The sequence below is a fragment of the Sulfolobus sp. B1 genome, from assembly GCF_007050195.1.
Taxonomy (GTDB): Archaea; Thermoproteota; Thermoprotei_A; order Sulfolobales; family Sulfolobaceae; genus Saccharolobus.
In genome coordinates this window covers 1-24,379 of record NZ_QIMI01000011.1, presented here as the reverse complement: position 1 = coordinate 24,379, position 24,379 = coordinate 1, and the positions used below count along the sequence as shown (strand labels likewise).

28 protein-coding genes and 1 tRNA gene are annotated in these 24,379 nt (G+C 32.5%); 13 read left to right on the top strand and 16 right to left on the bottom strand.

Annotated elements, in window-relative coordinates:
- From pan to DMP16_RS01665, 3 genes are all read left to right on the top strand, one after another.
- A partial coding sequence (pan, locus tag DMP16_RS01675) for a proteasome-activating nucleotidase (RefSeq protein ID WP_143576846.1) occupies window positions 1-928 on the top strand: 928 nt, incomplete at its 5' end.
- Window positions 912-1,445 (top strand): PUA domain-containing protein, encoded by a 534-nt coding sequence (locus DMP16_RS01670; protein WP_231961238.1) that lies wholly within the window; start codon window positions 912-914, stop codon window positions 1,443-1,445. The genes pan and DMP16_RS01670, both read left to right, overlap by 17 nt.
- Window positions 1,438-2,160: a proteasome assembly chaperone family protein gene (locus DMP16_RS01665; RefSeq protein ID WP_069282508.1), complete on the top strand. Its 723-nt coding sequence runs from the start codon at window positions 1,438-1,440 to the stop codon at window positions 2,158-2,160. Before DMP16_RS01670 ends, DMP16_RS01665 begins: the two co-directional genes overlap by 8 nt.
- On the opposite strand, the gene tgtA is transcribed toward DMP16_RS01665, so the two are convergent.
- On the bottom strand, window positions 2,125-3,624 hold the full coding sequence (gene tgtA, locus DMP16_RS01660; RefSeq protein WP_069282509.1) for a tRNA guanosine(15) transglycosylase TgtA: 1,500 nt from the start codon (window positions 3,622-3,624) through the stop codon (window positions 2,125-2,127). The genes DMP16_RS01665 and tgtA overlap by 36 nt on opposite strands.
- Window positions 3,621-4,061, bottom strand: a complete 441-nt coding sequence (locus tag DMP16_RS01655; RefSeq protein WP_069282510.1) for an Lsm family RNA-binding protein — start codon at window positions 4,059-4,061, stop codon at window positions 3,621-3,623. The genes tgtA and DMP16_RS01655 overlap by 4 nt, the downstream gene beginning before the upstream one ends.
- Window positions 4,062-4,109: 48 nt before the next feature.
- On the opposite strand from DMP16_RS01655, the gene DMP16_RS01650 reads away from it, so the two are divergent.
- Entirely contained in the window at window positions 4,110-4,508 is a 399-nt protein-coding gene (locus tag DMP16_RS01650; protein WP_069282511.1) for a DNA-directed RNA polymerase subunit G, read from the top strand.
- A 1-nt stretch (window position 4,509) separates the two neighbouring features.
- Here the strand turns inward: DMP16_RS01650 and psmB are convergent, their stop codons facing one another.
- The 3 genes from psmB to DMP16_RS01635 are packed head-to-tail and all read right to left on the bottom strand — an operon-like array spanning window position 4,510 to window position 6,803.
- Window positions 4,510-5,100, bottom strand: a complete 591-nt coding sequence (gene psmB, locus DMP16_RS01645; RefSeq protein WP_143576845.1) for an archaeal proteasome endopeptidase complex subunit beta — start codon at window positions 5,098-5,100, stop codon at window positions 4,510-4,512.
- Window positions 5,101-5,133: 33 nt separating this feature from the next.
- The gene (gene hisS, locus DMP16_RS01640; RefSeq protein WP_069282513.1) at window positions 5,134-6,432 is read right to left on the bottom strand and encodes a histidine--tRNA ligase; all 1,299 of its coding nucleotides are present in this window, start codon (window positions 6,430-6,432) and stop codon (window positions 5,134-5,136) included.
- A 5-nt stretch (window positions 6,433-6,437) separates the two neighbouring features.
- Entirely contained in the window at window positions 6,438-6,803 is a 366-nt protein-coding gene (locus DMP16_RS01635; RefSeq protein WP_231961240.1) for a hypothetical protein, read from the bottom strand.
- Window positions 6,804-6,867: 64 nt separating this feature from the next.
- Between DMP16_RS01635 and DMP16_RS01630 the strand changes: the two genes are divergently transcribed.
- Both DMP16_RS01630 and thsB read left to right on the top strand, forming a co-directional pair.
- On the top strand, window positions 6,868-7,368 hold the full coding sequence (locus DMP16_RS01630) for a TFIIB-type zinc ribbon-containing protein (RefSeq protein WP_069282515.1): 501 nt from the start codon (window positions 6,868-6,870) through the stop codon (window positions 7,366-7,368).
- A 58-nt stretch (window positions 7,369-7,426) separates the two neighbouring features.
- Window positions 7,427-9,103: a thermosome subunit beta gene (gene thsB / locus DMP16_RS01625; RefSeq protein WP_069282516.1), complete on the top strand. Its 1,677-nt coding sequence runs from the start codon at window positions 7,427-7,429 to the stop codon at window positions 9,101-9,103.
- Here thsB and DMP16_RS01620 read toward each other — a convergent pair.
- The 6 genes from DMP16_RS01620 to DMP16_RS01595 all read right to left on the bottom strand — a co-directional run bounded on the left by DMP16_RS01620 (window position 9,100) and on the right by DMP16_RS01595 (window position 14,657).
- A complete protein-coding gene (locus DMP16_RS01620) occupies window positions 9,100-10,728 on the bottom strand; it encodes a helicase HerA-like domain-containing protein (protein WP_069282517.1) in 1,629 nt (542 codons plus the stop codon). The genes thsB and DMP16_RS01620 overlap by 4 nt on opposite strands.
- Before the next feature lie 21 nt (window positions 10,729-10,749).
- On the bottom strand, window positions 10,750-11,130 hold the full coding sequence (locus DMP16_RS01615) for a hypothetical protein (protein WP_231961241.1): 381 nt from the start codon (window positions 11,128-11,130) through the stop codon (window positions 10,750-10,752).
- A gap of 1 nt (window position 11,131) precedes the next feature.
- Window positions 11,132-11,383, bottom strand: coding sequence for a hypothetical protein (locus DMP16_RS01610; RefSeq protein ID WP_069282518.1), 252 nt, complete (start codon window positions 11,381-11,383; stop codon window positions 11,132-11,134).
- Between the two features lies 1 nt (window position 11,384).
- A complete protein-coding gene (locus DMP16_RS01605; RefSeq protein WP_069282519.1) occupies window positions 11,385-11,627 on the bottom strand; it encodes a 30S ribosomal protein S17e in 243 nt (80 codons plus the stop codon).
- 10 nt (window positions 11,628-11,637) lie between these two features.
- Window positions 11,638-12,786: a fructose-1,6-bisphosphate aldolase/phosphatase gene (gene fbp, locus DMP16_RS01600; protein ID WP_069282520.1), complete on the bottom strand. Its 1,149-nt coding sequence runs from the start codon at window positions 12,784-12,786 to the stop codon at window positions 11,638-11,640.
- A 68-nt stretch (window positions 12,787-12,854) separates the two neighbouring features.
- Window positions 12,855-14,657, bottom strand: a complete 1,803-nt coding sequence (locus DMP16_RS01595; protein WP_069282521.1) for a ribosome biogenesis/translation initiation ATPase RLI — start codon at window positions 14,655-14,657, stop codon at window positions 12,855-12,857.
- A gap of 144 nt (window positions 14,658-14,801) precedes the next feature.
- Between DMP16_RS01595 and DMP16_RS01590 the strand changes: the two genes are divergently transcribed.
- From DMP16_RS01590 to DMP16_RS01575, 4 genes are all read left to right on the top strand, one after another.
- Window positions 14,802-14,879 (top strand) — tRNA-Arg (locus DMP16_RS01590).
- Between the two features lie 184 nt (window positions 14,880-15,063).
- Complete coding sequence (gene glmM, locus DMP16_RS01585) at window positions 15,064-16,431, top strand: phosphoglucosamine mutase (protein ID WP_069282522.1); 1,368 nt, start codon at window positions 15,064-15,066, stop codon at window positions 16,429-16,431.
- A complete protein-coding gene (locus DMP16_RS01580) occupies window positions 16,428-16,811 on the top strand; it encodes a Trm112 family protein (protein ID WP_069282523.1) in 384 nt (127 codons plus the stop codon). The genes glmM and DMP16_RS01580 overlap by 4 nt, the downstream gene beginning before the upstream one ends.
- A 42-nt stretch (window positions 16,812-16,853) precedes the next feature.
- Window positions 16,854-17,273 (top strand): DUF2153 domain-containing protein, encoded by a 420-nt coding sequence (locus tag DMP16_RS01575; RefSeq protein WP_143576844.1) that lies wholly within the window; start codon window positions 16,854-16,856, stop codon window positions 17,271-17,273.
- 23 nt (window positions 17,274-17,296) lie between these two features.
- Here the strand turns inward: DMP16_RS01575 and DMP16_RS01570 are convergent, their stop codons facing one another.
- Window positions 17,297-17,764, bottom strand: a complete 468-nt coding sequence (locus DMP16_RS01570; protein WP_069282524.1) for a hypothetical protein — start codon at window positions 17,762-17,764, stop codon at window positions 17,297-17,299.
- A gap of 30 nt (window positions 17,765-17,794) precedes the next feature.
- The gene (locus tag DMP16_RS01565; RefSeq protein ID WP_069282525.1) at window positions 17,795-18,466 is read right to left on the bottom strand and encodes an orotidine 5'-phosphate decarboxylase / HUMPS family protein; all 672 of its coding nucleotides are present in this window, start codon (window positions 18,464-18,466) and stop codon (window positions 17,795-17,797) included.
- Between the two features lie 90 nt (window positions 18,467-18,556).
- On the opposite strand from DMP16_RS01565, the gene DMP16_RS01560 reads away from it, so the two are divergent.
- Window positions 18,557-20,155, top strand: coding sequence for a CTP synthase (locus DMP16_RS01560; RefSeq protein WP_069282526.1), 1,599 nt, complete (start codon window positions 18,557-18,559; stop codon window positions 20,153-20,155).
- Here the strand turns inward: DMP16_RS01560 and DMP16_RS01555 are convergent.
- A complete protein-coding gene (locus DMP16_RS01555; RefSeq protein WP_069282527.1) occupies window positions 20,133-20,423 on the bottom strand; it encodes a winged helix-turn-helix domain-containing protein in 291 nt (96 codons plus the stop codon). The genes DMP16_RS01560 and DMP16_RS01555 overlap by 23 nt on opposite strands.
- A gap of 106 nt (window positions 20,424-20,529) precedes the next feature.
- On the opposite strand from DMP16_RS01555, the gene DMP16_RS01550 reads away from it, so the two are divergent.
- The gene (locus tag DMP16_RS01550; protein ID WP_069282528.1) at window positions 20,530-20,793 is read left to right on the top strand and encodes a U6 snRNA-associated Sm-like protein LSm6; all 264 of its coding nucleotides are present in this window, start codon (window positions 20,530-20,532) and stop codon (window positions 20,791-20,793) included.
- A 31-nt stretch (window positions 20,794-20,824) separates the two neighbouring features.
- Window positions 20,825-22,042: a methionine adenosyltransferase gene (locus tag DMP16_RS01545; protein WP_185957798.1), complete on the top strand. Its 1,218-nt coding sequence runs from the start codon at window positions 20,825-20,827 to the stop codon at window positions 22,040-22,042.
- Here DMP16_RS01545 and DMP16_RS01540 read toward each other — a convergent pair.
- Window positions 22,029-23,873, bottom strand: coding sequence for a DUF460 domain-containing protein (locus DMP16_RS01540; RefSeq protein ID WP_143576842.1), 1,845 nt, complete (start codon window positions 23,871-23,873; stop codon window positions 22,029-22,031). The genes DMP16_RS01545 and DMP16_RS01540 overlap by 14 nt on opposite strands.
- Window positions 23,870-24,379, bottom strand: a 510-nt coding sequence (locus tag DMP16_RS01535) for a lipopolysaccharide core heptose(II) kinase RfaY (RefSeq protein ID WP_255446760.1), incomplete at its 5' end; no start/stop codon positions are given. The genes DMP16_RS01535 and DMP16_RS01540, both read right to left, overlap by 4 nt.

Here is a 24,379-nt window from a genome sequence, read left to right as displayed (position 1 = left end):
TAGGCATATAGACTTAAGTAAGATAAAACCTGGTAGGTCAGTAGCATTAAATCAAAGAGGTTCAACAATTCTAGATCTTTTACCAGAAAGAGAAGACCCCATAGTAAAGTCTATGGAAGTTATAGAAAAGCCTAAGGTATCTTATGCTGATATTGGAGGCTTGGGCGAGCAAATAAAGGAATTAAGGGAAATAGTTGAGTTACCAATTAAAAAACCGGAATTATTTAGGGAATTGGGTATAGAGCCTCCTAAAGGAGTTCTATTATATGGACCTCCAGGTACGGGAAAAACATTGCTAGCTAAAGCTGTAGCTTCAGAGAGTAATGCATCATTTATACATGTTGTCGCATCCGAATTTGCTCAAAAGTTTGTAGGAGAAGGAGCTAGGATTGTGAGAGAGGTTTTTGAGATGGCGAGAAAGAAAGCTCCTGCAATAATTTTCATAGACGAAATTGATGCTATAGGTGCTAAAAGGTTAGATATTGGAACTAGCGGTGAAAGAGAAATTCAAAGAACTCTAATGCAATTATTAGCTGAGATTGATGGATTTAATCCACTAGATAACGTTAAAGTAATTGCTGCAACTAATAGAATAGACATCCTTGATCCAGCATTATTAAGACCAGGTAGATTCGATAGAATTATAGAAGTGCCTTTACCAGATTTAAGGGGAAGAATTGAAATATTTAATATATATTTGAAGAAGATGAAAGTAAGTGAAGATATTAATATCGAAATACTTGCCAAACTGACGGAAGGATTTAGTGGTGCAGACATAAAGAACGTATGTATAGAGGCTGGATATAACGCAATTAGGAATGATAGGAATATGATATTAATGAATGATCTAGTAGAAGCCATAAATAAGATTAATAATAAAAAGGTTAAAGTACAAAATATACAAGAGAGGCGTGAAAAATATAGCTAAATATAAAGATTTTTTTACAATTGCGGCTAAGGCTAAGGAAGAGGAAATCTTGTATCTTAAGGAGATAGCGGAATATCAGTTTGATTATGATGTTGCTAACGCATTATTTTCAAGTGATAGTACGTTTTTAATTCAGAGATCAAAAAATACTGGAAAAATAAGGAATATTTTTGTAAATAATGAATCAAATCTCTATTTAGTTTTGAGAGCTCAAGACATGCTTTTCTCACTTACTCCATTAAGTGCTAAGGTCATCATTAATAGCTCCGATTTTCCACGGCATAGGGTAGTTATTGATAGTTCTATTGAGAGTTTTATAAGGGAGGGTAGAAATGTATTTGCTAAACACGTTAAAATTGCTGATCCTAATATAAGGGGAGGTGATGAAGTCGTAGTTGTCAATCAAAATAATATACTAGTAGGAATAGGTAAAGCTAAAATATCCGGAGAAGAAATGATGGAATACAAAAGAGGAGTGGCTGTTCACGTAAAAAGAGGTGTTATGAGTAATGAATAATGTTAAAATAATTGTTAAAAAAGATATAAATGAATTAAAGGGAGCTACATTCATAACTGGTTTTAGGACTATTGGTGAAGTTGGATATTTAGCTACGAGACATCTTGTTTTAAAGAGAAAAATGCAAAGGATAGGGTATGTAATCACAAAATATTATAGGGATGTAACTTTTTTAGACGAATATGGTATTGCTACTCCTTTTGATATATTTTATGATCAAGAGAAACATGTTATTGTCTTACTAAATCATATATTGCCATTTCAACGAGAGTGGAACGAATTTGCATTAAACGTTATTAAATGGGTTAAAAAGCTATCAGTTAGTAACGTCCTCTTAGTTGGCGCTTTAGATAAAAGATATAGGATGGGTAGTGAGAATCTAAAGTGGCTAAGCACTTCCAAATGTAATATTTCTCTGAATTATCCACAATTAGACAAGCAATTATTGATGGTAGGTCCTCTAGCTTTATTCACATTACATTCAGAGATTGAGGAGCTGCCAGCTTTAGTCATATTACCATATGCTGAACGTGAGAGAACGGATCCCGCTGGTGCTGCAACTGCTATTGAAGTGATTAATACTATTCTTGGTATAAATGTTGGTGTGAATGAACTTTATGAAGAGGCTAAAAAAATAGAAGAGGACTTGCAAAGACAAATGGAGTTATTACAAAAGGAACTAAGTAGGGGAAGTGCTGATAGGGTTTATATGTAAATTAAGTTTCTTGCAATTAATAAATTCAACATTAGAATATTTATGATTAACTAGAAAGTTTATGATTTGGTTTTTCATATCTCTTATTACTTCCTCATTAACCTCTATTGGTATTTCAGACTGGGAAAACGGGAATGTATCAGAAATTCTTAATGGTATTAATCCAAAAAATGGAACTGCAATAAAGATATCTTGTGATATAATATTATTATAATATTCTTTTAGTATTTTCTCCTTAAAATCATAAAAAGTATCATTACCATCATAACAGATTATGGTTATTTTTTCAAATTTTTTCTTATATCTAGTTAAATACCTCTTATGTCTTAAGATTTCTGGTCTTGATAGAGAGTCTTCGTTAAATAAAAATATACCTTTAGTATCTCCCCTAATTCTAGGATCATATTTTTCTAAATATTCCTTATATTTAAGTAATCTTTTGAACGCGTTATAAGTCGCAGTGTGAGAAAATGCTTTTTCTTGTAAGTATTCGAATAATCTGCCCTCCTTTATAGCTTGTTTAGTCGCGTTTATTTCTTCCTTTATCACGTATAAGTTGTGTAATGCCAATAATCTAATTCTCTCCTTCTTGTCCATACTCATTAGCTCTCTAGGTGTATATCTTGAGCATATTGGACATGAGCAGGGAAAATAATCTAATTCTTCTAGTCTATGTACTCTAGATCTTGTCATATACCTTCCATCTCTTGCATAAATTATATACGAGGCAGAATCAAACATGTCAACACCTAAAGCTACAGCTAACGGAATAATATGAGGTAAACCTCCTCCAAATAAATGGAATGGAACATTTCTACTTATTGCTGATTTAGCAATATAAATCATATCAATTATTATATCGTATCTATATTTTTCTAATAAGACTGTAGGGCTGCCTAACGCCGTAACTTTATATATGTTTTCGAAATTATTTAGTTGTGACGCAGAATAATGTACCAGATCTAAGAATCTTCCACCTTGTATAGGATAAACCCAAATGATATCACTATCTTTAATAAATTTTTCAGCTTCTTTGGCTCTCTCTATAGTCTCAATCACAGTAGTTTTCGCATTTTCATAGTTTTCAGTGTTTCCAGTAGGAAGATCTAGGATTACTGCTATATCTGGCTTTATTTTTAGTTCGTAATTAATTATCTCTTCGTTATTTATATTAATATCTCCGTATTCCAATATTTGATATGCACCAGAATCCGTCATTATTATCATGTCTTCTGCATTAAGTTCTCTATGGATATTATTTTGTAAAAGTTTGTTTTTATAGAGTATAAAGGCATTAGTAATAAAATTGCTAAACCCAACCTTCTTTATATCCTCGATTTTTATCTCATCTTTTAATATGTTTATTACGGGAAAAAATGCGGGTGTCTCTAAGTTGCCATGTGGGGTTTGTATGATACCTATTCTGGCAGCAAGATCTTGATATCTTACTTCAAATATAGTCATAGCCCTAATTCCTTTTTCTTTTTATTTATATAATCATTGTATATGTCATATATTCTCTGAGCCATTGGTCCACTTCCTTCTACGCCATTCTGTGTTACCTTTATCTTGTCTAATATTGTTACTACACCAGTTTCCTCATATACTTTTATATCACCTGGACGTAAGTTCAAGGATTTTTCTACAATTTCTGCAAATTCCCTAGGTTCAAATAGGGGAGGACTCTTAACTATTATTTCTGATATTAAATTTCCATTAATAATTAATTTATAGACAATATTATTGCTTTCATCTTTTGCATTAGTAAGACTAATTATAAATGGAGACGTTTCAAATGCTGATAGTTGCCCAATATATGTCTTATTATTAGTTGTTTTTACAATAATTGTCTTATCAAGTAAACTATTTAATTCATTAACTACTCGTCTCCCACTACTCATATACTTATACCTCCAATAACGTTAATAAATCGAAACTTAAATAGTAATATGATGGAGATAAGGTCACAAGAAATAAATCTAGAATGTGAAATAAATGGAATAGATAAAGGAAGTTTGAAAAATCTATTGGTTGTTAAGTTAGTATGTAAAGACTTTAATATAAATTTTGATATATTAGAAAGTATAAATATATTTAAGGAAAAAGAGAAGGTGAAAGTATTTATCTCTAATACCAGACCACCTTATACGAAGGATGATTTTTGTGCTCATGGATATGTAGTAACAGAGCTGAAAGAAGGTTCATCCGAGCAGCAAAAATTCAGTGCAATCATATCATTGTTTGGCTTACTAGTTAAAATAATGGGCAAGGAGAGCTTCTTGAAAACATATGGCCTAAACGTGATGGATCATATCTATTTTTGTGTAAGAAAGGCAAATATCAGTTAACTTAATATGGTATAAAACTATCTTTATAATTACCATTTTTATCTATGATAGCTATATCTATTCCATCGCCTGATGTGACATCACGCTCTATTGAAGCTTTAATTGACTTAACTACTAATTCAGATGCCTGTTCTAATGACATATCGTTTCTATATTCACTTTCTAAAACACCTATCGCTATTCTCGCTCCGGAACCTACTGCTGCGTAGGAATCTTCAATCAATGAGCCTATAGGATCTAATACGTATAATTGTGGACCTACTTGATCTACGCCTCCAAATAATATTTCTGAGATAAAAGGCATTACTTTATATTGGTATAGTATTACCGATAATAACTTCGCAGCAGCCTTTACTGAAATTGGTCTTCCATTCGTTATTTCATAATATTTAATTTCAACATTCATTATCCTAGTTAAGGTTTGTAAATCACCATAGATCCCTGTGCCTGCTATCACAAACTTTCCAATCTTATTAACTTTTTTTGCTTGCTTACTTAATACATAACCACCATAACTTAATCTTCTCTCTGATCCTAAAACTACCCCGTCGTTAACTTTTAATCCTACAGCTGTTACAGGTAATTCTTCCATACGACTACCCGTTATAAAAATCATAAATGTGACTTATAACATTTGTTTTAATGACTCTAATAATCTATCAATTGATGTTGTGACTTGCGTTTTGGTTATTAAGTTTCTTAATGTCACCGTCCTTTTTTCAAATTCGTTCTCTCCTATAATGATTGCAATTTTAAAATTCTGAGAAGCATAATAGGGAATCAACTTAGAAAGAGGCTGATTCTTCATATTAAGCACTACTGTGTACCCCTCACTTCTTAGCAGGCTAGCTACTTTTACTGAATATGCAAGCAATTTATCTGAATCTGTAAGGTTAATTATAACGATTTTATTTGACTCTTGAAGATTAGTTAGGTTAATAACCAATAAAGTTCTTTCAACTCCTATAGCAAATCCAATCGCGGGAGTAGGTATTCCTCCATATAATTCAATTAGTTTATCGTATCTTCCGCCTCCGGCTATACTAAATGTAACAGAAGGATGCGTAACCTCAAAGATAATCCCTGTATAGTATGCCAATCCCCTTACAAATCCTAAATCTATTTTGAAATTGAAATTGAGTGCTGATAAAAGATCTGCGATCCTCTGTAAATATTTAACATCCTCCTCTATAATCTTGAATTCTCTAAAATCCCTTCTTAATCCCTCAATAACATCCCTTAATTCATTACTATCAATTCCCTTTATGTTCAATAGGTTGTTTATTAGATTTATTGTGTTATCTCCCTCCTTTATATAATGAGTAAGTAAATCTATGGCTTCATCCTTTTTGCCCTTATCGATTAAGTGGAGAAGATGTTCTTGAATGTTATCTTCTAAGCCATAGTAGCTCATTAATCTTCTAAATATAGCTATATTATTCAATTTCATATTTATATTCTGAGAAATATTAATTTTATCATAAAAATTATATAATAGGTCTATTATTTCTATATCTGATAATATCGAATTATCACCTATTAATTCAACTCCAGCTTGCCTAAATTCCCTATATCTTCCATACTGTGGTTCATCATATCTATAAACTGTACCGAAATAATAAACTCTTACCGGTTTAGGCATTGATTGTAAACTTTCAACATAAGCTCTTGCTACACTAGGTGTAAATTCAGGTCTTAGAGCTACTTCTCTCCCTGCTTTATCCTTAAATACATACATTGTTTCCCTCAGTTCTTCTCCTCCTTTTAGAGCAAATAATTTGAAATCCTCAAGCACTGGGGATATTATCTCGCTGTACCCATATTTCTCTACTAAATTTCTGAAAATTGTCTCTATATATCTGATTTTTCTAGCCTCACTATCAATATAGTCTTTCATCCCTCTTACCGTTTCAAACTTGGGCATATGGATCACTTAGTCATTTTAATTTCAGACAAATTATAATACGTTACATCTCCATATTTATCTACAATAGAAATGACCAATTCTATGTTCATGTTTCTTGCTTGTTGTAATTTCTCTAAAATATATTTAAAATTTATTTTCTCATTTTCATTAATAACCAATACCAATGTTGATTTCTTATTCTTTTCTTTGATTATTAATGTTTTATCATCACTTTCTTCAACAATTTTTCCTCTTTGTCTTAAATCAATGTAAACATCTAATTTATCCCAACTTATTGAATTTAGTGGAAGTTCACTTAGCGTTTTAGTTGAATAATTAATAATGAAATTGTATATTTTAGTTAGTTCACTTTCATTATCCTCACTCATTATGATCACTTTATCTAAGTTAGATATATTCATCAAAAAAAGTTACTACTATAAATGAATAGTCATGGTAGCTTGCCCTATATGTGGATCTATTGAGTTAATCTGGAATGAAAATCAAGGTGAAGTAGTATGTAGTTCTTGTGGCACCGTATTAGATAAAATTTACTATTTTAACCAAGAATTTTTCGATAAAGAAACTATAATATATGAAGGTTTTATGAGAAGCGAAATAAAGGATAAAGAAAGTAGAGTCGAAAAATTCATGAAAGAATCATTTAATAGGAAAATATCCGAATTTGAAATTATATTGAATAATATGTTAATTGACAAGAAATATAGAGAAATCTATAATATACTATCGGAGGAAGGTCTTTTAGGTGGGTTAAAGGCTAAGACAAAAGTTGCACTTTTAATATACTTTAGATATTATCGTGATTCACAATATTTGCATATATTACAGAAGTTTAATATTAAGAAGGAATTAATTTCCAAATATAAAAGGAAAATTGGATATCAAAAGATGACTCATTTAATCGATAAAATTAGCCAGATATCCGATCGATAATAATGTAAGTTAAATTTTTATATAAGCTCTTTTTAAGAGAGAGTGGAAGGTGCGTAAAATGGCAACCACGGCTACAGTTGCAACTACACCGGAAGGTATACCGGTTATAATTTTAAAGGAAGGTTCTAGTAGAACATATGGAAAAGAAGCATTAAGAATAAACATTGCAGCAGTTAAAGCGATTGAAGAAGCTTTGAAAAGTACTTATGGTCCCCGTGGAATGGATAAGATGTTAGTTGATAGTTTAGGAGATATTACAATAACAAATGACGGAGCTACAATTCTTGATAAGATGGATCTACAACACCCTACTGGGAAGCTATTAGTTCAAATAGCTAAAGGTCAAGACGAGGAAACCGCGGATGGCACTAAGACGGCAGTAATTTTAGCTGGTGAATTAGCTAAAAAAGCAGAGGATCTTTTATATAGAGAAATTCATCCTACAATAATTGTTAGCGGATATAAAAAAGCGTCAGACTTTGCTTTAAAGACCATTGAGCAGATTGCTCAGCCAGTATCAATAAATGACACCGATACATTAAGAAAGGTAGCATTAACATCATTAGGTAGTAAAGCAGTTGCAGGAGCTAGGGAGTATTTAGCTGATTTAGTAGTTAAGGCTGTAACGCAAGTAGCTGAGCTAAGAGGTGATAAATGGTATGTTGATCTTGACAATATTCAAATAGTAAAGAAACATGGTGGAAGTATTAATGATTCTCAATTAGTTTATGGTATTATAGTAGATAAGGAAGTAGTTCATCCTGGTATGCCTAAGAGAGTAGAAAATGCTAAAATAGCCCTTCTAGATGCTCCGTTGGAAGTTGAGAAGCCAGAGTTAGATGCAGAGATAAGGATTAATGATCCAACGCAAATGCATAAATTCCTTGAAGAAGAGGAGAACATATTAAAAGAGAAAGTTGATAAAATAGTTCAAACTGGAGCTAATGTTGTAATTTGTCAGAAGGGTATAGATGAGGTAGCTCAACACTATCTAGCTAAGAAAGGAATACTAGCAGTGAGAAGAGCAAAGAAGAGTGACTTAGAAAAGCTAGCTAGAGCTACAGGAGGCAGAGTAGTATCTAATATTGATGAACTAACACCACAAGATTTAGGATATGCATCATTAGTTGAAGAAAGAAAAGTAGGAGAGGACAAGATGGTATTTATAGAAGGCGCCAAGAATCCTAAATCAGTAAGCATATTAATAAGGGGAGGCCTTGAAAGGGTTGTTGATGAGACAGAAAGAGCGTTGAGAGATGCGTTAGGTACTGTCGCTGATGTAATTAGAGACGGGAGAGCCGTAGCGGGCGGTGGAGCGGTAGAAATAGAAATAGCTAAGGGATTAAGGAAATTAGCACCGCAAGTTGGAGGAAAAGAACAATTAGCTATTGAAGCTTATGCTAATGCAATTGAGTCTCTAGTCATGATATTAGCAGAGAATGCTGGTCTAGATCCTATTGATAAGTTAGTACAGTTAAGAAGTTTACATGAGAACGAAAGTAATAAATGGTATGGATTAAATCTATTCACAGGCAATCCTGAAGATATGTGGAAATTAGGTGTAATTGAGCCAGCAGTAGTTAAAATGAATGCTATAAAGGCTGCCAGTGAGGCAGTAACGTTAATCTTGAGAATAGATGATATAGTAGCTGCAAGCAAGAAGGGCGGCGAATCTAAGGGAGCTGGAAAAGAAGGCGGAGCTAAAGAGGAATCTAAGGAGTCATCAGAAGATTAATAAATTTTTTTTATCTTTACAATAATCGGTATTTTTAAGCTTGGCGCACTTAATATAGCTTCACCCACATCTAGCTTATCGAGACTCTGGCTAAGTCTATCATCAAGCGAAAGTGAATCTTTGATTACCCTTTTATCGACGTCAGATTTTATGGTGTGGATTATCTTTATATTAGTGTTTTTTATAACATTCTGCGATATTAGTGAGGGAGATTGTGTTACAAAACATAAACCTATATTATATTTTCTAATTTCTGATACTAATCTATCTATAAATTCATTGCCATCTTTGTTGAAGTAGTTTTGCGCCTCATCTAATATTATGAACATTTTTTGTTTAGGCTTAGCCCTAATATAAACTTCAGTAATCATCTTTACTAGAAATAGAGCATATAATTTCCTTAACTTGACGTTAGTCAAAAAACTCAGATTTATTATAGTAGATCTAGAAAAATTCTCTAGAAATTTAGATATTGAAGTATCTTCTGTGCTAAATAATTTTGATGCACTTTCTGAAAATAGAATGAATATCTTTCTTAGTAAAGCATATTTTACATCTCTGATCCAATAGGAGGTATCCTCTATACTGTTTAATATTTCTAAGATTCCTTCTAACGTAAACTTACCACTTTTTCTTAGCGCTAATAATATTGTATATAATAAGAATCTTTGGGGATCAGTTAATTGTAGTACATCTCCAATTATATCTATCATATCTTCTACATTGAGATCTATAAGGGATAATGGATTAATTCGTAATAGGTGACTTGCATCATAAACCATAAAATTATCTCTTAATTTCTCGGCGTATTCTCCATGCCAATCAAGTATCAGAACTCTTACTCCTTTTGAACTTAACTGGGTAGCTAAGACCATAGAAGTGTTAGTTTTGCCAGATCCAGTACTACCGAAAATTCCTATATGTCTTACAATGTCATCTAATCTTATTCCTACTTTTGATTTTGTTATTTTATAATCAGCTTCACCTAATTCAACGTCATAGTCTGAAGGAATTACGTTTATGTTAATTGGACTCTCGTATTCTATCTCTGATATAGTTAAAAATGGATAATTAGTGCTTAAAAGAGGTATAGGCAAAGCCATATCTGATGGCTGAACAATTTTAAAAATTATATGAGGAGTCACAGCACTAGCTAATGTCTGTAGGTTATTTATCTCATGTAGAAGTCTTTGAGTATTTATCTCTAATTCGCTTTTATTACATATATTATAAATTATGATTGAAGAGCCTAATTTATTCTTATTTATAGATGTTATTACTGCATACCTAAAGTCTGATTCTCTTCTCGCTATTGCAGTAATAAAGTTTTTGAACTCCGAATCAATGTCAATTTTGCTGGTGCTAGCTTCGATTTTCCCTACTATCTTCATAGCTACCCCGTATATCACCTTTCCATCCTTATGGTCAATTACGAATAAATTATTTCTTACCATATAATTGTTAAATTTCAATCCTATTCTTCTTCTAAATATTAATAAAATTATAAAAAAAGCTAGTATAGGTATAATTAACAGAAGAATATTTTCATTTAAAACATAATTATGAAATAATATTATAAATCCTAATATTATAACTAACAAAGGTCCAAGAATGTTATTTCTCATCGATCTGTTAACAAATATAAGCTATAGTGAGTCTATAGAAAGTAAAGAATTCTTAGTAAGGATTAATCTTTCTACATTGCTAGCTATTAAATTACTGGGTAATGGCTCATAAGGATACTTGCAGCATTCAATTAGATAAACTTTGTCTTTAGGCATGGAGTTAATATACATTATTACATCCTTAATTTGGACTTTATCCGTTAGTAGGAGTAAAAAATATATTGAAGGATTTTTAACTCTATGATTAGAAGAGTTAAATAATATATAGCAAGCTTGATTTAATATATTATTTGAAGGTGTTTCTGGTAAGACTTGTGTTATACAATTGTCAGTAATTTTAATCAGATCTTTATAATCTTCTCTACGAGACGATGATAGTTCTATTACTCTTACTCTTACCAATTTATCCACCATGATTAACGGGTATTATTTCTATGATATCGTTTGGTTGAAGGTAGTTTGATTCTAACATTCTCCAGTCTTTTCCGTTAACTAAAATTATATATCCTGCTCTTATTTTGTTATTTCTATCAATTAATATACTTTTACCATTGTCTATTGAAGATAACGCTTCAAAAATCGAAGTTGCATTTATTTCGATCTCTCTCTTACCGATTTGAGATACTAAAGGTCCTTTAAGAACTATTTTTATCATATCAAACCTCTTCAGTTTCTTCTAGCTTTTCTTCAGCCATAGGCAAGGTTTCTTTTTCTTTCATTATTTTATAATATCTAGTCAAGTAACCAGCTAATCTATTTCTTACTTTTTTTGATTTTACGTCAACATACCTAATTACCAATTGCTTATTAGAACTGAAATCATCCTTTATCTCATCTTTATATTTATTATACAATTCTCTTACTATTCTTTTTATATCTTTAGTATATATATTCCCCATTTAGGTCACCCTAATCTTGGGAGTCTTCTTTTGAATAAACGCTCGGTTTCACTTTGTACATATCGCTCTCCTTCTTAAATCTATTCTTTAGTTTTTCAATAACTAAAGGTAGGGTAGTATACTCCATCTCTTGAGGTTCAAGTCGATGAGGCATGAAGGGTCCATGTCTCCTCATATAATCGGTTATTAATAAGGCTGTTCTTCTGACTTCGTCAAATGCAGGATCATCAAATAGATCAGTAGGTCCAACTAATTTGCCGTTTTTAACATTAAAACCTAGTCCTATTAGCCTTGGGGGACCATCAAATCTCGTAGCTCTAGCGTCTCTTTGAGAGACTGGCATAATAGGTCCATAATGGCTACCCCTCATCCATCCGGGAACTAAGTAAGGAACTGTAAATGCTTCCAGAACCTCGCCTAACGCAGGTAAACCGTGCTGAACTCTTACAATCATTACTGGATCATCTTTACCTACATACTTACCTGCTATTAAGTTAAGTCTTTCCACAGATACCACAGAGGCTTGCAGATTATCACTTTTTCTGTAAACTCTTCTAACAATATATCTACTGGGAGTACCTATTAATGCTAATAAATCATAAGTTTCCTCTGGCGTATTAAGAATAATTGACTCACCTTCATATACGTCAAGTACCTCAAATTTGAACCCATCATGCATAGTAGGGTCTATCACTAGCCCCGCTGTATTGAATGGATCGGCAAACATTTTATATAAAGGTAGGTTATAAGCTCCAGGTTCAGTTTTATCTGCCATAAATATTGCCAAGGGTTCTGAAGGTCTTTCGTCAAACTCAATCTCAGCTATACCAGGTCCCATTCCTTTAAGATTTCCAGAAAAGGAATCAGAGAGCAAATCTTGCCCGGCAGCATAAAGTCCCAATTCTTTTGCAGTCTTAGCAGCCTCCTTAAAGGCATTCCATGCTGTTTCATGAACTTTAGAGTCCAATTCTCCTCTACTATGTGTCATTATTAGTTGTAAATCATCTCCTACATAGGTGATATAATAGTCAATGATCAATCCATTACGTTTTGCCTCAGCTAACACCTTATTAGCTACAGCTATTGTATCTGGGTGTACTACATGGTGTCCTGCAAGACTACCTATGTCTGCCTTAATTACACTTAATGTGGTTTTCATAGTTTATATTAAGATAGTCACAACTAAAAATTTTGTTGAGTACTAATAAGGACGTAAATGGAAATAAGCTAATTAGACGCGGTTGCCATAGAATAGTATTCTCCTTTCTCCTTCTGCAACCTATCAAGATAACTTCCGAGCTTGTTTATTCTAGGTCTTCCAGTGTCAGGATCTCTTCTAAATGTTATGTCTAATTCCTTAAGAAACTCATTCATTCCAAATCTTAATGTAGATGGAGATGTCGCTATACCAAATTTTTGAGGCTCACCTTTAAAAACTATTAATCTGTCGGCTATATAGTCATGTATGGATAAGTCATGGTCTATTATGAATGTGACAGCTTTTCTTTCCCTTGTTACTCTCTTTATTGCCTTAGCTACAATGTATCTTTCCTCTACGTCAAGGTAAGACGACGGTTCATCAAGGACATATAGATCTGCCTCCTTAGCTAAAGTACTAGCCACATATAGCTTCTGAAGTTCACCTCCACTTAAGTCATTTACGTTAGACTCGAATAAAGTATGCAATCTAAGCCTCTTAATAACCTCCTCAAAGTACCATGAAGAAGTTGATAAAGCATCTTTACTGACTGATTCAAGATACTGCTGAACCGTGCCATCGTAGTTTGGCAATATCCTTTGAGGTTTATAGGATAACACCATTTTCTCTGGTGTTACACTTCCGTTATCAGTCTTTAGTTCTCCAACTAATATTCTTGCAAAAGTTGTTTTGCCGATGCCATTAGGTCCTAAGATCCCAATTATTTCACCCTCTTTTGCATCACCTTTCTCTATTGACAGTTTAAATCCATCTAAGGCTTTACTCATATCGGTCCAACTAATTTTTATTTTAACATCCTTTGAGATATCTAAGTCCGAAAGTTCTTTCAACATAAATTTGATTTCATCCTTTCTTATTCTCATGTTTTCTGCTGGTAAGAAACCTTTTAAGAAATTATTAATTCCTACCCTTGCCGAATAAGCCTTCGAAACTCTGCCATAAACTCCGCTTTCTCCATAGATTATGTGAATTATATCTGTTAAATAGTCTAGAACTATTAAATCGTGGTCTACAACTATAACATATTTATTCTTAAGTAGTTCTTTTATTGTTTTAGCCATGTTAGTTCTCTCTTTAACATCTAGATATGACGAAGGTTCGTCGAAAATGTAGACATCAGCTTCTCTCAATATTGAAGCTGCTACTAATAACTTTTGTAATTCACCACCGGAAAGGAACTTTACGTCTCTTTCCCAAAACCCACTCATATTTAATAGTTCCTTTACTTCATCTTTTTTCCCTCTTTCATCTACCTTATCTAACACTTCTCTTACAATTCCCTTTAGAAATTTAGCAACATATTCGACATATTGAATTTTATGTACAACTTTAAAGTTATTATTATAAACTTTGTTAAGGTAATTATATATCTCTTTTCCTTTGAATTTTGCTAATACTTCATCTTTACCTAATTTTAAATTAGGATCACCAAAATTAGGCATAAGCTCCCCTGCAAGTATCTTTAAGATAGTAGTCTTTCCAGTCCCATTCTTACCTAATATTCCGATAATAGTATCATTCTTTGGAGTAGGTATACCAAATAGTTTAAATCCATTGATTTTATATCTATGGACTACTTCGCCCTCTAATTCATCTGGTAAGTTAACAATAGTTATAGCTTCGTATGGACATTTTTTTACACAAATTCCGCAACCAATACACGTTTCCTCATAAATTACTGGTTTACCCTTAACTATTTCTGCTAATTCTATTGCCTTTCCACCCGATCTATCTATTGGGCAGAAATTGATACACTCTAAATTGCATTTATCTGGTTTGCAGTAGTCATAGTTTATTACAGCAACTCTCATCTATAATCACCAAAAGTTTTTAAAAAGTGAATAAAACCTATGCAAGTCTAAAGTATAATTAGCCTCCCTTATATCTTTATTCTTCAAGATGATATATTATTAAGTAGAAACTTTAGTAGTCTCAGATCTGCATTATTTATAGTAGGACCCGTAGCTCAGCTAGGATAGAGCGAAGGCCTCCGGAGCCTTAGGTCCCGGGTTCAAGTCCCGGCGGGTCCGCCATTTTTATAAAAAATCATAATACTAATTCTTGTTTAAATCTGTTAGAAAAGTGATTTTGTTCAGAATATCGAAAGATATGATTAAAATAAAAGTTAACTGTTAAAAATGTTCTGCAAAATGCTTGTAGTTTGTGCTTGCACGTTAGTTGTTTATCTTTAATACTCTGTTTTTTAAAAGTTATATTATGGGGAAGCTATTCGGTACAGATGGAGTAAGAGGAGTTACGAATAGAGAATTAACATTAGAACAAGCTTTAAGACTTAGTAAGGCAATTGGAACATACTTTGGTAAGGGTTCCAGAATTTTGGTCGGAAGAGATGTAAGAGCTGGTGGAGATATGATAATGAAGGTAGTAGAAGGAGGGCTGCTGAGTACCGGTGTAGTGGTTTATGATGGAGGTATGGCTCCCACACCTACTCTTCAATACGCTGTGAAGACTTTGGGATACGATGGGGGTGTTGTAGTTACTGCTAGCCATAATCCACCTGAATATAATGGTATAAAAGTTGTTTCTCCTCATGGTATAGAAATATCTAGGGAGGAAGAAAATAAAATTGAAGATATATATTTTAATGATACATTTAATTCTGTAGAATGGAATCAATTAATTAATGATGTTAGGAGAGAAGAAAAAGTAATTGATGTGTACATAAAGGGTATATTGTCTCATGTAGATGTTAATAAGATAAGAGAAAAGAGATATAGAATTCTTATCGACCCTGCTAATAGTGTAGGAGGTATAACAACTCCCATATTGGCTAGAGAATTAGGCTGTAAAGTATTCACGGTTAACGGTAATTTAGATCCTTTATTCTCTGCTAGGATGCCAGAACCCACTTTTGAGAGTTTAGCTGAAACAGCTAGAATTTCTAAAGAGTTAAACGTTGATTTAACTGTTGCTCATGATGGAGACGCAGATAGGGCGATATTTATAGATTCAAAAGGGAGGATACAGTGGGGCGATAGAAGTGGTACACTATTGTCATATTGGGCTTCTGTGAAAGCTCCAAATTTGCCTAAAAGGGTTTTTACTGCCGTTTCAAGCTCTAGCTTAGTTGAGGAATATTTAAGTAAGTTTAACATACAAGTTAAGTGGATAAAGGTAGGAAGTGTGGATATTGCATACGCCTTATTTAGGGAAGGTGGAGTAGCTGGGTTTGAAGAAAATGGGGGTTTTATGTTTCCGCCCCATCAAGGGGTGAGAGATGGAGGGATGGCTTTCGCATTAATGTTAGATATGATGGCATCTGAGAATGAATCTTCATCTTCGCTGTTTGATAGGTTACCTACATATCATTTAATCAAAACCAAGGTAAAAATTACTGATAAAACTGATGCTCAAAATATATATCATGAACTAATAGAAAAATATGGGAAATCAAGAAACGTAATAACTATTGATGGTGTAAAAGTGATTGATAAGGACTTTTGGTTCTTGGTTAGAAAGAGTGGAACTGAACCAATAATAAGGATATTAGTAGAGGCTAAAGATGAGAATTATGCAAAAGAATTAGCAAAAGAATTGGAGAAAATAGTAGGGTCTCTAGTATGAAATATAGGTTAATGGATTTATTAGCATGCCCTATTTGTAAGCATTTCCCGCTAAGGCTATATGTATTTTCTGAGAAGAACGTAGAGAGAACCATTGAGGATAAGAAGCCTCTATGTGAGCTGTACTGTGCATTCAAAGTCTCTTATGTAAAGGAGTTAAAAGAAATACCACCTTGTGATGAATGTATTAAACACGAGATAGATAATGGATTACTTTATTGTGAGTCATGTAAGAGGTGGTATCCAATAATTGATGAGATTCCTAGAATGTTGCCAGACAAACTAAGAAAAGAGGAAGAAGAGCTTAATTTTCTTAAGCAATATAAGGACAAGATACCAAAGGAAATATTAAATAATGGATTACCGTTTCGTTTAAAATGAGCTTATTAATAAGTTTGAAGAGTATATAATATGGTGTCAATGGTGGAAAATTCATTTATAGGGAATTTAGATGAGTGGATAAAATTGCAAAAGAACCTACTAGCGACACTGAAAGATATGGAGAAAAAGGAACCAACAGAAAATATGGATAGATTAGATTTAATATTAGCTTCGAGAACTGCCTTCCAACACATGATGAGAACTTTAAAGGACTTTGATCAATGGCTACAAGATCCTATGGTAATAAAGCATATGCCTAGAGAGATGCTTGAAGATGTTAAAAATACGAGTTGGGAGTTATTACAAAGATTACTAGAATTAGATATTAGGCATACTAGTCAGTTTAGAGAAATGATAGCAAAGATGAGTAAAGAAGGAAAATTAGATCCATTAATATGGACTAGACCAGCTGGTGAAGAATATCAAGAGAGAGAAAGAAGAGGACCATTATCTACAATTTAAATAAAAATATTAAAAATATTTTGTCATCTTCTTCTTAGTTTCATATCACTTTTTAACTTTAAGTTATATTCCTCATCGATTGCAATTATTTTTGTTTTTATCTCATTGATTGCTTGATTCAGTTTATTTTTAAATTCCTCATCTAATTGATTCTTTTCTAGTACTTCCAATCCATTATTGGAAACTGATATTTTTTTGTTAATACTATCAATTTCAATTAGTCCTAAATACAATAGTGATGTTAAATCTTCTTTAATCATAGGGCTGAATACGTTATTACCTATAATGTTGAACTGATATCCCAAATCTATCCCCTTTTGTTTTAATTCATAAAGAAGAGTTATAATCGATTTCTCAGTTAATTTACTCACTTGCTTTATAATATATAATAGTTGTAATTTTCTTTTATCCTCATTTAGCACACTGGGAGTAATAACTTGTTTAGATACTGTTTTAAGTTCTTTTGACTTTTGTTGACCAGGCTGTGACATAATTATTCCCTAAATATCATAATCCTTTACTCACTTTAATATGTTAACTATCTCTTCAACTACCCTCTTTGGATCACTACTTTTGGTAATTGCGGTACCTACAACAAATATGTTTATTGGAAGGTCTATTAGATCAGCTATTTTCTCCTTGTTTAATCCACCGGCTACCGATATTATTGTGCCTAATTTAGATACTTTTTCAATTTCATTTTTAAGATCTATTGCAGATATATTTAATGTTCTTTGAACATCTAGACCTATATGAAATCCTATAATGTCAACTCCTAAACTCTTAATTTCTTTAGCTCTATCATAAAGATTTCTCACGTTTATTAGATCAGCTTGCACAACCATATCAAGTTCCCTAGCCTTCTTAACAGTTAATTCAATAGTAGAGTTATGCATAATACCTAAAACTGTCATTATATCAGCTTTTCCTATTTTAGCTATCTCAACTTCCACATCTCCAGCATCAGCAGTCTTAGTATCTGCCAATATTATCTTATCAGGAGCCAGTTCCCTTAACTTCCTTAATCCTTCTATTCCAGCAGACTTTATTAACGGCGTACCAGCCTCAATGATAATATTTTCAATATTTTTTACTTTTTCAACTATGTTTAATGCATCATCAATTTTTATGAAGTCAAGAGCTATTTGCAAATATCTCTGTTTTTGAAGTTTTTCTAATATTATGTTCCTCATTCAAGGTAGATTTTATAGTAGGAAGTACTTAAAGTAATTGACAAAGAATTTTTATTTCATCTAGGCGAATGCAAATTACTGTGAACATTAGTGGCTAATAAGTTCATAATTGTCACAGGCGGAGTACTATCTAGTGTAGGAAAAGGAACATTAGTAGCGTCAATGGGACTATTACTTAAGAGAAGAGGATATAACGTAACTGCAGTGAAGATAGATCCTTACATTAACGTTGACGCTGGAACTATGAATCCATATATGCACGGTGAAGTTTTTGTGACAGATGATGGAGCAGAAACTGATCTAGATCTTGGACATTATGAAAGATTTATGGATATTAATGTAACTAAATTTAATAATATAACCGCAGGTAAAGTTTACTTTGAAGTAATAAAAAAGGAAAGAGAAGGAAAGTATTTAGGTCAAACTGTTCAAATAATTCCGCATGTTACTGATGAAATTAAAAATATGATAAGATATGCGGCAAATATTAACAATGCGGAAATAACATTGGTCGAGATAGGTGGAACAGTAGGTGACATTGAAAGTCTTCCGTTCCTTGAAGCAGTTAGGCAGCTAAGGTTAGAAGAGGAGGACAACGTAGTTTTTGTTCATATAGCTCTTGTTGAATATTTATCTGTAACTGGTGAACTTAAAACTAAACCGCTGCAACACAGTGTTCAAGAACTTAGGAGGATAGGTATACAACCAGATTTTATTGTAGCTAGAGCTATGTTACCCCTTGATAATGAAACTAAACGAAAAATAGCACTATTTACAAATGTTAAAATGGAAAACATCGTTTCTAGTTATGATGTTCAAACACCTTACGAGGTACCTTTAATTCTGGAAGAACAAGGTTTAATATCAAAAATTTTGAGTAAACTTAAATTAGAAGATAAAGGTGTCGATTTATCAAGTTGGCTGGATTTTGTAAATAATGTTAAGGGAGTAAACAGTAATAAAGTAGTAAATATAGCATTAATAGGGAAATACACTAAACTAAAAGATAGTTATATTAGTATAAGGGAAGCCATTTATCACGCAGCAGCTCAACTTAAGGTAAAACCAAACTTAATATGGTTAGAATCGACTGATCTAGAAAAGGCTGATAACATAGACGAGATTCTAGGGAAAGTCAACGGTATTATAGTACTGCCGGGATTTGGAAGTAGAGGAGCTGAGGGGAAGATAAGGGCAATTAAATTTGCTAGAGAGCATAATATACCATTTTTAGGAATATGTTTTGGTTTTCAATTAGCCGTAGTTGAATTTGCAAGGTCCATAGGACTAAAAGGAGCAAATTCCACAGAAGTTGATCCTTCTACTCCTCATCCAGTAATTACTTTACTGGATAATCAAAAAAATGTAACCCAGCTAGGTGGGACTATGAGATTAGGATCACAGAAAATAATAATAAAGGAAGGCACTCTTGCTCACAAGTTGTATTCATCAAATGTTACATATGAGAGGCATAGGCACAGATATGAAGTTAATCCTAACTATGTAGATATACTCGAAAAGAATGGGTTAATAATATCTGGTGTTAGTGAAAACGGTTTAATAGAAATTATAGAACTGTCAAACCATAAATTCTTTTTAGCTACTCAAGCTCACCCAGAGTTTAGAAGTAGACCTACTAAACCCTCACCAATATATCTGGGCTTTGTTAAAGCTGCTGCGGGTCTTTAAAAATTATTATAATTCTGTTATATTTAGGTTTAATTATCTTTTTAATACCTTTAATACCATTTTTATACTCTACTTCTATTAATCCTAAACTTTCAAGTTGAGACACGTGAGAGCTAACATTTCCCTTGCTCATCTTAAGTATGTTTGTAAGTTCTAATACGCTAGCAGGTTGTGTTGAAATTATCTTTAATATCTGTATTCTAGTAGGTACTGATAACGCTTTAGTTATTTCGTATATTTGTTGTGGGTCTTCAATTACTAGATCCATGTATATTATCTTAACAATAGAAGCTTTAATAAGGAATTACACGCTATACTATATAAGCTTAATAAGCAAGGGCAAAATTTAAATTTAAAAAATAAGGGGTGTTATTGTGCAAGCAAAAATAGAAAATCCGTTGAAGAGTTTAAGAACAGCAGTAAATAAGATAGTTTTAGTAAAATTGAAAGATGGCAGTGAATATATCGGAAAACTTGAACAAACAGATGGTACAATGAATTTAGTTCTAAGAGATTGTACCGAAATTAGAGAAGGTACTTCTGAGCCAGTTGCTAAATATGGTAGAGTTCTAATAAGAGGGAGTAATGTGCTATTCATTAGTGTAGATTATGAAACTATCTTAGCTAGTGGAAAGTAAATTTATATTCAACACAGTTTATGGTAGATTCATAATGAAGAATATAACTGTTCAATTAAATCCCTTAGCGGATATAGAGAAATTGAGAGTAGAGTTAGTAGAGAGAAAAGGGGTAGGTCATCCAGATTTTATTGCTGATGCCATATCAGAAGAGGCTAGCAGGAAATTATCACTATATTACCTGAAGAGGTATGGTATAATTCTACATCATAATTTAGATAAAACCTTAGTAGTAGGTGGCCAAGCATCTCCACGTTTCAAGGGTGGGGAAGTTATCCAACCTATATACGTAATAGTCTCAGGAAGGGCTACAACACAAGTAAAGACAGATGATGGAACTGATGAAATCCCAATTGGTACGATTATTGTTGAGAGTGCCAAGGAATGGATAAAAGAGAACTTCAGATATCTAGAACCTGAAAAACATATCATAGTAGATTATAAGGTAGGTAAAGGATCAGCAGATTTAGTTGGATTATTTAACACTGGCAAGACGGTTCCATTGTCTAATGATACTAGTTTTGGTGTAGGATTTGCTCCTTTTACAAAGTTAGAAAGAATGGTATATGAGACAGAAAGATATCTTAATTCTAAACAATTTAAGATGAAATTGCCAGAAGTTGGTGAGGACATTAAGGTGATGGGTCTAAGAAAAGATAATGAAATAGATATTACAATAGCTATGGCAACCATCAGCCAATTAATCGAAGATATGAATCATTATATAAGTATTAAAGAGCAAGTGAAGAGCGAAATACTAGATTTAGCCTCTAAAATAGCGCCAGAATATAATATTAGAGTTCATGTTAATACTGGAGACAAAATAGATAAGGGGATTGTTTATTTAACCGTAACTGGAACATCGGCAGAACATGGAGATGATGGAATGACAGGAAGGGGAAATAGAGCTATAGGTCTAATAACTCCTATGAGACCAATGTCTTTAGAGGCTACAGCTGGTAAGAATCCAGTAAATCATGTAGGCAAGTTGTATAATGTTCTAGCTAATTTGATAGCAAAGAAAGTATCTGAGCAAGTTAAAGATGTAAGGATAGTTCAAATTCAGATACTGGGACAAATAGGCAGACCGATAAATGATCCATTAATAGCAAATGTGGATATAGTTACTCATAGCGGAAATATTACAAGCGAAACAGAAAATGAGATAAAAGGAATTGTAGATGAGATGCTAAGTTCCTTTAATAAATTAACTACATTGATTCTAGAAGATAAAGTTACACTCTTTTAAGCCCGTTGTTTCTATACTCATCTACTATCCTCTTAAGATCTATAGTTTTTGATTTTTCCAGCTGATACTCCTTAAATAGTTTCTGAATATCATGTAGAACTTGTTTATCCATTATAACTATGTTTTTATCAAAATATTCCGCTATCTCAATTGATATCTTTTCCTCCATAATGTATAAGTTATTTCCATCATACTTAATATACTCATAAGGCTCTTTATGAGATATTATTATCACTACCTCGTCATTAACTATTTTTCGTATGACCTCTTGTAGTTTTTCCATTTTATTTTCATATTCCTTAATTTTGTTCTCTAGTTTATTGATAGTATTATTTGCATTACTAAGTTGAAGAGTTAACTCATACACCTTTCTATCCCTCTCTAGATCTTTATTCACTTGTAACTTTATTTCATCAATCTTTTTAGTTAAATCTTCCTTCTCTCTGAGTAGATTATATATTATCTTCTTATAACTGGACACTTGATTTTTAAGATATAAATTTTCTTCTTTAAGCTTCCTTATTTGATTGTCATTAAATTCAATTATCTTATTATGAACATTCTTAATATTGTTATTAGTATTTATCTGCTCTTCTCCTTCTTTCTTTAATATATTATTTATTTCACTTTCTATGCACTCAGATACAGTATTGCCATATATTACACAATCATAAAGGCGATTTTCATCCACTATGTCAATATCTAATCTTCTTAAGAAGCTATCTATTTGCCTTAATTTATTTTCAATGTTATTATATGCTTTTATTGCAGCAGCTAACGAATCTCTAATGTGAGGATTATCAACTTTTATATTGTGAAAAATAGAGTACTCCTCGACAATTTTTTGCTTTTCCTCTAATGTTAGATTACGTTCAGGAATATAGAGAATAGCGTTAAACTTGCTAGCGATCTTTTTGACTGCATCTGGGATAGGATTCACGTCAGTAGCTACTATAATTGCCTTCCCTTCTTTAGATATAATCGATACTATTTCGTCCCTATCAATATTTCTTTTTGAAATCAAAAGGACGGGATTCGAATATATATCGAGTATGGATACTCCAACCTCAGTCCCAGGATCTATCCCTACTATTAGTCTTTTTTCAGATTTTTTATCTTTAAACTCTATTTTGTTTTTATATATTGGTCTTATATCTACTACCACGTTATGGCTTTTTATTTTCCTCACTACTCCGTATAAACTTTCCCTAGGTGCGTATACTATAAACACAGCCCCTTCGATACCGGCTTTAGATCTTTTAACTATTAAATCATAATCGAATCCTTTAGAATTTAGTTTTTCTTTAATATCTCTCATAACTCTTAATAGCAAGCCCCTTATATGCCTTTTATACCTATTTTGGCTCATTCCACCTGGACCTAAAGCCCTACCTCTGGAGATTATTATTTTAGTTCTTTTTTCCTCAAGTTTTATGCTAGTTCCAAAACCCCTCAAGGCTAATACAGCGTTAAGATAAGCCGTCTTTTGTGGGCTTAACTTACCTTGTATTTCATATCCTATTTCTCTCGCTAGTTCCTTGACTTCTTTAAATTCTCCATTGTTATAAGTAACTTGAACTATATTAGTATTAGGCGGCAGAAGTTTCAATACACTTATTATCGCTTTGTCATTTTCTCCTATTTCATATATATTGTCAACTGCTATTTTATCTGGTCTGTATTCCCAGCATAGCCTTATTAGTCTACTTAATGTTACATTATCGGATTTTTCCAAGATTTTTTCATTTTCATCTAATATAACTATTGAATATGAAGGAGAGCCTTTAGATGGACTGCTCATAGGCTCAATGTCAATTCCTAATACTTTCATGTTATCCCTCTTACATATTTCATAACACTTTCTACTGAGTCATTAATTCCAAATTTTCTAAAAAACGATACAATATTATATATATCATTTCTAAGCATATCTTCTGAGTCAGAATCTATCGCTTGTGGCCAGTCAATTATTCTTATTTCATTTTGGTCATTAATTAGTATGTTATAAGGACTTAGATCACCGTGAATAACCTTACATTCTGAAAATGCGATTCTCATAGTATATAAGATCTTGTCATAAATTTCCTTAGCGATATTCTCATCTAGATTATTAACTTCACGCAATTCTAAACCGTTTATGTACTCTATCGCAATAGCATTATATGCAAGTCCTAAAGGTTTTGGAACATACCCGCCATTATCACTCACACATTTTAGTGCTACATATTCTCTTTTTGCGTTTTCTACAGTTAACGATAACCAACTCTTTTCTCTTGCTTCTTTTCTTCCTTTTATCTTTTTATAACTGTTTTTACCTATTCTATGAAATTTTATTGC

What these genes read in the sequence shown, in the direction of transcription:
- DMP16_RS01665 (WP_069282508.1), top strand. Translation starts at nt 1,438, where the DNA reads ATGAATAATGTTAAAATAATTGTTAAAAAAGATATAAATGAATTAAAG.
- tgtA (WP_069282509.1), bottom strand. Translation starts at nt 3,624, where the DNA reads ATGACTATATTTGAAGTAAGATATCAAGATCTTGCTGCCAGAATAGGT.
- DMP16_RS01655 (WP_069282510.1), bottom strand. Translation starts at nt 4,061, where the DNA reads ATGAGTAGTGGGAGACGAGTAGTTAATGAATTAAATAGTTTACTTGAT.
- DMP16_RS01650 (WP_069282511.1), top strand. Translation starts at nt 4,110, where the DNA reads ATGATGGAGATAAGGTCACAAGAAATAAATCTAGAATGTGAAATAAAT.
- psmB (WP_143576845.1), bottom strand. Translation starts at nt 5,100, where the DNA reads ATGGAAGAATTACCTGTAACAGCTGTAGGATTAAAAGTTAACGACGGG.
- hisS (WP_069282513.1), bottom strand. Translation starts at nt 6,432, where the DNA reads ATGCCCAAGTTTGAAACGGTAAGAGGGATGAAAGACTATATTGATAGT.
- DMP16_RS01635 (WP_231961240.1), bottom strand. Translation starts at nt 6,803, where the DNA reads ATGAGTGAGGATAATGAAAGTGAACTAACTAAAATATACAATTTCATT.
- DMP16_RS01630 (WP_069282515.1), top strand. Translation starts at nt 6,868, where the DNA reads ATGGTAGCTTGCCCTATATGTGGATCTATTGAGTTAATCTGGAATGAA.
- thsB (WP_069282516.1), top strand. Translation starts at nt 7,427, where the DNA reads ATGGCAACCACGGCTACAGTTGCAACTACACCGGAAGGTATACCGGTT.
- DMP16_RS01620 (WP_069282517.1), bottom strand. Translation starts at nt 10,728, where the DNA reads ATGAGAAATAACATTCTTGGACCTTTGTTAGTTATAATATTAGGATTT.
- DMP16_RS01610 (WP_069282518.1), bottom strand. Translation starts at nt 11,383, where the DNA reads ATGATAAAAATAGTTCTTAAAGGACCTTTAGTATCTCAAATCGGTAAG.
- DMP16_RS01605 (WP_069282519.1), bottom strand. Translation starts at nt 11,627, where the DNA reads ATGGGGAATATATATACTAAAGATATAAAAAGAATAGTAAGAGAATTG.
- fbp (WP_069282520.1), bottom strand. Translation starts at nt 12,786, where the DNA reads ATGAAAACCACATTAAGTGTAATTAAGGCAGACATAGGTAGTCTTGCA.
- DMP16_RS01595 (WP_069282521.1), bottom strand. Translation starts at nt 14,657, where the DNA reads ATGAGAGTTGCTGTAATAAACTATGACTACTGCAAACCAGATAAATGC.
- glmM (WP_069282522.1), top strand. Translation starts at nt 15,064, where the DNA reads ATGGGGAAGCTATTCGGTACAGATGGAGTAAGAGGAGTTACGAATAGA.
- DMP16_RS01580 (WP_069282523.1), top strand. Translation starts at nt 16,428, where the DNA reads ATGAAATATAGGTTAATGGATTTATTAGCATGCCCTATTTGTAAGCAT.
- DMP16_RS01570 (WP_069282524.1), bottom strand. Translation starts at nt 17,764, where the DNA reads ATGTCACAGCCTGGTCAACAAAAGTCAAAAGAACTTAAAACAGTATCT.
- DMP16_RS01565 (WP_069282525.1), bottom strand. Translation starts at nt 18,466, where the DNA reads ATGAGGAACATAATATTAGAAAAACTTCAAAAACAGAGATATTTGCAA.
- DMP16_RS01555 (WP_069282527.1), bottom strand. Translation starts at nt 20,423, where the DNA reads ATGGATCTAGTAATTGAAGACCCACAACAAATATACGAAATAACTAAA.
- DMP16_RS01540 (WP_143576842.1), bottom strand. Translation starts at nt 23,873, where the DNA reads ATGAAAGTATTAGGAATTGACATTGAGCCTATGAGCAGTCCATCTAAA.